Source organism: Ruminococcus sp., assembly GCF_024691275.1.
Taxonomy (GTDB): Bacteria; Bacillota; Clostridia; order Oscillospirales; family Ruminococcaceae; genus Ruminococcus.
This window is the reverse complement of record NZ_JAILNU010000075.1, coordinates 98,889-106,864: the sequence shown is the minus strand read 5'-3', so window position 1 is coordinate 106,864 and position 7,976 is coordinate 98,889. Positions and strand designations below refer to the sequence as shown.

Here is a 7,976-nt window from a genome sequence, read left to right as displayed (position 1 = left end):
TCGTTCTTAATATGAACTGCAGCTCATCTTACCGCATCGACTCGACCATGAATAATGATTAGTGGCTCATTATTTTTTTATCAAAACCGGCTCACTTTTTTATTAGCGCTGTGGCTCAGTTTTTTATTGACAAAGGCATCATAAATTGTGATACAATGAACACATATTGATCTAAGAGGTGTTAATACTATGAAACAGCTTAAAAAGTTGATATCAATTTCTCTTGCAGCTGTACTGCTTTTTGGCTGCTCATCTGAAAAAGATATAACAGAAAATGCAAAAACTAACGACACACCTGCTCAGGAGAACCTGAGCGGCGAACAGAGCACTTTGCCTGTTCTCTCCATTGAAACTCAGAACAAGGACGCCAATGTACTGGATTTTGTGAATCTCCCCGTATCACGGCACGTTGCTGAGAGTATCACAACATGGGACAAAAGTTACAAGATCCCTATCGAGCCCTACTATGAGACCTGTACCGTCACTCTCAAGGACAGCGACGGCAAAAGCCTTCTTGCCCCTGCCGAAGCTCAGGTCAAGGTACGCGGAAACTGGACTACCACCTACGACAAAAAGCCTCTGCGTATAAAATTTACGGAAAAACAAAATCTGCTCGGACTCAATGACGGAGCTGAGCAGAAAAACTGGCTCCTTCTCGCTGAATACAAGGACGCTTCAATGCTGAGGAACAAGTCCGCCCTTTACGCCTCACGGGAGATAATGAAGGACGACGGGCTGTACGCTGCTGATTCAGACTTGGTAAGCGTGGAGATAAACGGAGAATACTACGGTGTGTACCTTCTGACCGAGATGCAGCAGATAAGCTCCGCAAGAGTCAATATCGCCGAGCCTGCAAAGGACTACACAGGTACGGACACCGGCTATTTTCTTGAATATGACGGATATTTCTACAATGAAGACGAACTCCACCAGTTTTCACTGGATTTTGCTGATAACGCTCCTCTTATACCTTTCAACGGCGAAGACGACAAGGGAAGCTATGTAAGATGTCTGCCCATGTCAAAGAACGACCCTAAGAAGGAAGTCGGCATAACCATAAAGAGCACCATAAATTCTCAGGAGCAGCATGACTTTATCGAAAATTTCGTGAATAACGTCTACAGGATCATGTACGAAGCTGCCTATAACGACAAAGCCTTTGTATTCGATAAAAACTTCAAAAACATCACCGAAAGCAAGGATATCACTCCTCAGCAGGCTGTGGAAAATGTCGTGGATATAGATTCTCTTGTTGATACGTACATTATCAGCGAACTCACCTGTGATGCCGATATATACTGGTCAAGCTTCTACATGGACGCTGATTTCAGTGCAGACGGAAAGAAGAAGCTCACCTTTGAAGCTCCATGGGACTTTGACTCGTCAATGGGCAACAAGGATCGCTGCCTTGACGGTACAGGCTTCTATGCAGCAAATCTCGTCCCCGATGTAAACGGCGGAACAAAAGGCGGCGGAGAATACGATACCATTAATCCGTGGCTCGTTGTGCTCGCTCACGAGGACTGGTATCAGAGCAAAATAAAGGACAAATGGACAAAAGCTTACGACAGCGGCGTGTTTGAACGCATGATAAAGCTCATAAACAAGGACAGCACCGAACTCGAAGATGAATTCAGGAACAATTACCGCAAGTGGAACAATATCATTATGAATTCCGACTTTGTGAACGAGCTCTCTGAGCCTGCAAAGGCTTGCATAAATGAATTGCAGGCAGCAGAGTTTCTGGCACAGTGGCTGCAAAGCAGAGTAGATTTCCTCAATAGCTGCTGGCACAAGTAAACAGAAAGTATCAAAGCCCGAAGGCGCATAAAAATGCACTTTCGGGCTTTTCATTAATATCTATCTTACTTCAAAGCTGTAATCTCCGTGTATGGGTACATACTCCGATTCAATTCGGTCAACGCTTCCCCATCTATGTTCTTCAAGAGCGCTTATGAGATCTTCGATATCCCTTTCATTGCCCTCTGCCTCCATTTCCACTGAGCCATCGTCAAGATTTCTTACCCAGCCGCTCACACCGAGCCTTGAGGCTGTGCTTCTCGCCTTCCAGCGAAAGCCTACTCCCTGAACATATCCGTAAAAGACAATATGTCTGCGAACCTTATCCATATTTCTCCTCCGTTCCGAACAGTATGACTTCGCAGTATATCAGTGCAGGAACGGATCAGCTCTCTCAGCCCACTGGTACTGCTCCATAAAGCCTATCGAGCGCTTTACAGGTCTTATGCCGTCTACGTGTTCGTACCAGTCGCACTCTATTTTGGATACATCTATACATATCCCGTTGCGCTTCTTGATGATAATATCATCAGCGCCAATATTCTTCATCTTTTGTCTCAACTCTGAGATTATCTGACGAAGGTACGAACTGTTGCTGGCAGTTACGGGTTTATCCTCCCATAATACGCTCATAAGCTCGCTCATTGTGACCATTGCACCGCGCTTAAATACAAGATAAGCCAGCAATTCAAGAGTTTTTGACTTGCTGAAGACTACGGGAACATCACCTTTAAAAACAGCAAAGCTGCCGAAGCACTGCACTCTGAGCATACTTTCGGTCTTTCCCTTTATGGGATATCTGAGGTGAGCCAGAGCATTGGCAAGATCACTTTCACTGACAGGCTTTACCAGATAGCCGCTCACAAAAAGATCAAGAGCTGCCGCCTTGTACTCCGAATGTCCCGTATAGATAATAACATTCAGATCAGGCTTCATCTTTGAAAGCTTCTTTGTGATAGCGATGCCGTCCGTATCGTAAAGATCCACATCTATGAAAGCGATATCCACCTCATGATTCTTTATGTACTCAAAAAAGTCCTCAACGTATACCGTTCCAACATGATTTCCGTTGGGATCTGCCTTTTTCATCATTCTAAGCAATGAATTCACAGCAAATCTTTCATCGTCCACTGTTATAGTATTCACTTTAATTCCCCCTAATTTTTATCGCATATCCTTATCCTTATTACAGTCCAACCGTCATCACGGTCGATATTGAGTTCACCTCCGCACATAAGTTCAAGACGCTTAGCAGCATTTTTCAGTCCGATGCCTCCCTTTCCAAGCGTTTCCTTGTTCATATCGAAGCCCTTGCCATTGTCTCTTATCTCAATAAAAACATTATCCCCTTGTTTGTATGAGATTATTCGCACTTCCGATTTTTCCGAATATCTATCCACACCATGCTTTACAGCATTCTCCACCAGCGGCTCAACGCTGAGCGAAGGAAGCTCAAAATCAGTATACCCAAGCTCGAACACCGTTTTGAAAGCCTTGCTCGAATCCGCATATTCAAGGTTAAGATACTCCTTTACCGCATCTATCTCTTTAGTGAACGGTATCATCTGATTATCCGCAGCCTCGATGTTATTTCTCAGATACAGTGAAAAGTGGTTGATAAGCTCAGCAGCCTTTTCGGGGTCTTCGTAGCAAAGCTCCCGAACGGCTATCAGCGAATTATTGATAAAATGCGGCTTGATCTGAGTCATCAGCAGCGTCAGTTTGCTCTGTTCCAGTTCAAGCTCCCGCTTATGCAGAGCTGCATCGACCTTACTCTGATGAACAGTCGCCAGATAGCAGTAGTACACAAACAATGACAGCGCGACCACTTCATCTGCATATCCTGATGCAAAATTCATGTATTCAGCCAATATCGTGACGATTATCATTACAATGATGAACTGCATGATAAGTCCCCTCGCCTTGTTTTCAGACCGTATATACCTTACGGAATAATAAGCAAAAAGCACGGAATAAAAACATATTACGAAAAACTGCATACCTCTCATAGGTCCGCCGTGAAAGCTGTGATCCTGCGAAAAACTGTACACAAAGCCCGTACCCGTAAGATCGACTGCCGTAATGACCATATTCACGAACTGAGGAACTGCCAGAAGCAGCTTATTCTTAATATGAACTGTAAGATATATACCGAGCAGAGCCATCAGCGGATACAGCCAGTACACCAGCATAGTCTTGACGTAAAGGATACGGTAATCCTTATTATACTTATCGCACCAGTCCTCTGTGAACTCGCATACCACTATCACAAGGGATATCATCATCATGATAACAATGATGTTAAGCTTATCTATCTTGCTTTTTCTGTTGGCGTAGATTACAGATGCAAGTCCGAAAAGTATCATAAGCGTCATGTATCTTTCAGAGATAAAATCGAGAATGACATACATAGTTATCACACTCCCCTATCCGACTATTAATATTATACCACTTTCCACACTGTTTTTCAATGATTCTCACAAAAATATGCCATATAAACAAAAAAGCAGCTCTTAATGAGCTGCACGATGTTATTTTTTTCTCAGCCTGTCAAGTTCAGAGAATATTTTCTTCTGAACAGGCAGCCTTTTCCAGCGGGGATACTCTTTTCGGTACATCACATATAGCCTTTCCGCGTCCGCCTTTTCGAGCTTCTGCACCAGCTCTGACGTAAAACCTTGTACTGCATTCATCAGCCAATACACACTGAGGGGCTCCTTATGTTCCGCAGGAGCACTGTAGATATACTCCAGCACCTCGTATACCTCCGCAGGGGCGGGATCTCCGTCAGCGAACTCCTTCAGCATCGCTTCCAACTTCTCCGAAAAGCGGTCATGGCACGGATCGTCCGAGGGCTTTCTGCCCATGCCGAAAAGTCCGTCGGCAGGTTTGCTTTCACGCTCTACCTTTTCTGCTTCGGCTGTATATTCCTCGTAAAGAGCCTTTATATCTGCAATTGTCATACAGTTGTATTCACTCCTTATCGGTATCGTCTGTATTGTTGTCAGCTGCATCGTCTTCCATAGCGTTCAGCGTATCTTCAGCTATGTCAGCTTCCCTGATATCTCTGCGGTAGGTATAAAGGGAATACACTGCAAATGAAAGAGCTGCCAGCATAAAGACCGCACCTATCACACGACAGAGCACAATGCTCATGCTGGTATCCTCTTCTGATGCTATCTTGAACGCAAGATAGCATATATATACCGCCACAACAATTCTCAGGGTAAGAGCTGTCAATGCCTTGGAACGTTTACCGGAATCGTTTTTAGTATTATTCATATACGGATATCCTTTCAGAGTTGATGTGTAAATTTTCGGCTCGGGCAGCATATGCTGCTCCGAGCCGTTGTAAAAAACTAATTTATCAGCCTGCCTTACCTGTCTTCTTATTTGAAACAACGTCAAATATAACAGCAACAAGAAGAACTGAACCCTTGACAACATACTGCCAGTTGTTATCAAGACCCTTGATAGACATACCCTGGTTGATAACACCGAGGAGGATAGCTCCGACCATGATACCGCCGACTGTACCGCTTCCGCCGTATGCTGAAGCACCGCCTATGAAGCATGAGCCGATAGCGTCCATTTCAAATGAGTTACCTGTATCACCGTTTACAGAACCAACACGAGCAGCAACAAGGAGACCCGAAAGACCTGCAAGCAGTGACATTGATGTATAAGCCAGGAAGTAAACCTTCTTTGTGTCGATACCTGAAAGCTTTGTAGCCTTTTCGTTACCGCCGACAGCATAGAAATAACGTCCGAAAGCTGTCTTTGATGTAATGAAAGCATAGATGAATACTACTGCGAGTACCCAGAGTGCCATTACAGGGATACCCTTGTAAAGTGCAAGCTTCCATGAGTAAGCAAGTATAAGTACATCAATAATGATGATCTTTGCGAACTGCGATACGATAGGTTCCTGCTTATAGCCCTTCTTAGCCTTCTTAGCACGCTTCATCACAGTAATCGCAATAAGAGCTACTGCAATAGCGATACCTGCGATGAATGCAGATAACCTAACTGTTACCTCTTTTCCATCGACCATGACCTTCCATGAGTTGTCGATGGAGGGAACTTCTATATAAGAAGTAAAGATATCAAGGAACTTCTTACCGTTAGAACCTTCTGTCTGCTGGAATGCGATAGTCTTTGATTCAAGTATCGCACGTCCGAAACCTCTGAAGAGGAACATACCCGCAAGAGTACAGATGAACGGCGGGATATGAACGTAACCTATCCAGAAGCCCTGCCACATACCGATAACAATGGATATCAACAGACAAATTATTATAGCGGCTATAGGATTCATATTATGTTTCGTCAGCATCTGCGCCGATATTGCACCGATGAGACATACGGTCGAACCTACTGAGAGGTCGATGTTACCACCTGTAAGGATACACATAAGCATACCGCAGGCAAGAACCAGAACGTATGCATTCTGTATCAGAAGGTTGGAAAGATTCTGTGCATATAAAAGACGTCCTTCTGTCCAGTAAGAGAAGAAGATAAATACCACGACCAGGGCTATGACCATGGTATAATTCTTTACTAACGTCTTAATTTTATTTCTATCAAATAACGTATTTGTATTCATGTTGCATTCCTCACTGTTTTATTTTTTGTCGGACTGGAGGATAGCGGCCATGATCTTTTCCTGCGTTGCCTCGGCAGCAGGCATTTCCGCCACCATTTTGCCCTCGTTCATGACATAGATGCGATCGCACATACCAAGAAGCTCGGGCATTTCCGAAGATATCATTACCACTGACTTGCCCTGAGCGACAAGATCATTCATGATGCAGTATATCTCATACTTAGCGCCGACATCTATACCACGGGTCGGCTCATCAAGGATAAGCACTTCAGGATCGGCAAACATCCACTTTGCCAGAAGCACCTTCTGCTGATTACCGCCTGAGAGATTTCCGACAGCCTGCTGAACGGAAGGAGTTTTTGTGTGAAGTTTCTCCTTATATTCTTCAGCCACCTTGTTTTCCTCATTGAAGTCGATTATACCCTTCTTGCAGACTTTTTCAAGTCTCGCCATAGTTGTATTTTTAGCGATAGTTTCCTCAAGAACGAGACCGTTACCCTTTCTGTCTTCGGTAACGTAAGCAAGACCTGATTCGATAGCAGCACGAACATTTTTCAGTGATTTCTCCGAACCGTCTATCCTGAGCTCACCGCTGATATTCGTACCGTATGATTTTCCGAAAATAGACATAGCCAGCTCAGTACGTCCTGCCCCCTGCAAGCCCGAGAAGCCTACTATCTCGCCGCGGTGAACGTTGAACGAAACGTTGTCAACGACCTTTTTCTCTGTATACAGCGGGTGGTAAACGTTCCAGTTCTTAACTTCTATGCCTATCTTATCGCTGATATTATGTTCACGGGCAGGATAACGGTCGCTGATCTCACGACCAACCATTCCGCGTATGATACGCGCCTCGTCGATATTGTGCTCGGCATTGTCGATAGTCTCGATAGTCGAGCCGTCACGCACTACAGTGATCTTATCGGCAACGTAAGATATCTCATTGAGTTTATGAGAGATGATGATAGAGGTCATTCCCTCTTTCTTGAAGCCTATAAGGAGATCAAGGAGCATACGCGAATCCTCTTCGTTAAGAGAAGACGTAGGCTCGTCAAGGATCAGCAGCTTAACGTTCTTACTGAGCGCCTTGGCTATCTCGACAAGCTGCTGCTTACCTGTACCGATATCCTTTATAAGCGTGGTAGCTTCTTCTTTAAGACCTACCTGACGCATATGCTCTCCGGCCTCGTGATAGGTACGATCCCAGTCGATGCCGAATTTACCTTTTCTCTCGTTGCCGAGGAACATATTCTCCCCTATTGAAAGCTCGGGGATAAGAGCGAGTTCCTGATGTATGATAACAATGCCTTTTTCTTCGCTGTCATGCAGTGTTTTGAACTGACAGGTCTGACCGTTGTAGATGATATCTCCGGTATACGAACCGAATGGATAGGTACCGCTGAGAACGTTCATAAGGGTAGACTTACCCGCACCGTTCTCACCAACAAGCGCATGGATCTCTCCGCGCTCAACCTGAAGGTTTACATTGTCAAGAGCCTTAACACCGGGGAACTCCTTTGTGATATTTTTCATTTCCAGAATGTAATCTGCCAAGTTGTATCCCTCCTCG

General features: G+C 44.6%; 8 protein-coding genes. 1 reads left to right on the top strand and 7 read right to left on the bottom strand.

Going from position 1 to position 7,976, the window contains the following annotated elements; all coding sequences use genetic code 11:
• The first annotated feature begins 189 nt into the window (after positions 1–189).
• Positions 190–1,800, top strand: coding sequence for a CotH kinase family protein (locus tag K6G33_RS09145; protein WP_296778593.1), 1,611 nt, complete (start codon positions 190–192; stop codon positions 1,798–1,800).
• A gap of 60 nt (positions 1,801–1,860) precedes the next feature.
• Here the strand turns inward: K6G33_RS09145 and K6G33_RS09140 are convergent, their stop codons facing one another.
• The 7 genes from K6G33_RS09140 to mmsA all read right to left on the bottom strand — a co-directional run bounded on the left by K6G33_RS09140 (position 1,861) and on the right by mmsA (position 7,960).
• Positions 1,861–2,130 (bottom strand): acylphosphatase, encoded by a 270-nt coding sequence (locus tag K6G33_RS09140; RefSeq protein ID WP_296778589.1) that lies wholly within the window; start codon positions 2,128–2,130, stop codon positions 1,861–1,863.
• 39 nt (positions 2,131–2,169) lie between these two features.
• Complete coding sequence (locus K6G33_RS09135) at positions 2,170–2,946, bottom strand: response regulator (RefSeq protein WP_173450469.1); 777 nt, start codon at positions 2,944–2,946, stop codon at positions 2,170–2,172.
• 11 nt (positions 2,947–2,957) lie between these two features.
• Positions 2,958–4,211: a sensor histidine kinase gene (locus K6G33_RS09130; RefSeq protein WP_296778604.1), complete on the bottom strand. Its 1,254-nt coding sequence runs from the start codon at positions 4,209–4,211 to the stop codon at positions 2,958–2,960.
• A gap of 120 nt (positions 4,212–4,331) precedes the next feature.
• Positions 4,332–4,763 carry a hypothetical protein gene (locus tag K6G33_RS09125; RefSeq protein WP_296778585.1) on the bottom strand — a complete coding sequence of 144 codons (432 nt, stop codon included), beginning with the start codon at positions 4,761–4,763 and terminating at the stop codon, positions 4,332–4,334.
• Positions 4,764–4,773: 10 nt separating this feature from the next.
• A complete protein-coding gene (locus K6G33_RS09120) occupies positions 4,774–5,082 on the bottom strand; it encodes a hypothetical protein (protein WP_296778582.1) in 309 nt (102 codons plus the stop codon).
• A gap of 85 nt (positions 5,083–5,167) precedes the next feature.
• Positions 5,168–6,406, bottom strand: a complete 1,239-nt coding sequence (locus K6G33_RS09115; protein ID WP_296778579.1) for a sugar ABC transporter permease — start codon at positions 6,404–6,406, stop codon at positions 5,168–5,170.
• An 18-nt stretch (positions 6,407–6,424) separates the two neighbouring features.
• The gene (gene mmsA, locus K6G33_RS09110; RefSeq protein WP_296778577.1) at positions 6,425–7,960 is read right to left on the bottom strand and encodes a multiple monosaccharide ABC transporter ATP-binding protein; all 1,536 of its coding nucleotides are present in this window, start codon (positions 7,958–7,960) and stop codon (positions 6,425–6,427) included.
• Positions 7,961–7,976 lie beyond the last annotated feature (16 nt).

Excerpts from the sequence above, each read along its gene's own strand:
- K6G33_RS09145 (WP_296778593.1), top strand. The coding sequence starts at position 190 with ATGAAACAGCTTAAAAAGTTGATATCAATTTCTCTTGCAGCTGTACTG.
- K6G33_RS09140 (WP_296778589.1), bottom strand. The coding sequence starts at position 2,130 with ATGGATAAGGTTCGCAGACATATTGTCTTTTACGGATATGTTCAGGGA.
- K6G33_RS09130 (WP_296778604.1), bottom strand. The coding sequence starts at position 4,211 with ATGTATGTCATTCTCGATTTTATCTCTGAAAGATACATGACGCTTATG.
- K6G33_RS09125 (WP_296778585.1), bottom strand. The coding sequence starts at position 4,763 with ATGACAATTGCAGATATAAAGGCTCTTTACGAGGAATATACAGCCGAA.
- K6G33_RS09120 (WP_296778582.1), bottom strand. The coding sequence starts at position 5,082 with ATGAATAATACTAAAAACGATTCCGGTAAACGTTCCAAGGCATTGACA.
- K6G33_RS09115 (WP_296778579.1), bottom strand. The coding sequence starts at position 6,406 with ATGAATACAAATACGTTATTTGATAGAAATAAAATTAAGACGTTAGTA.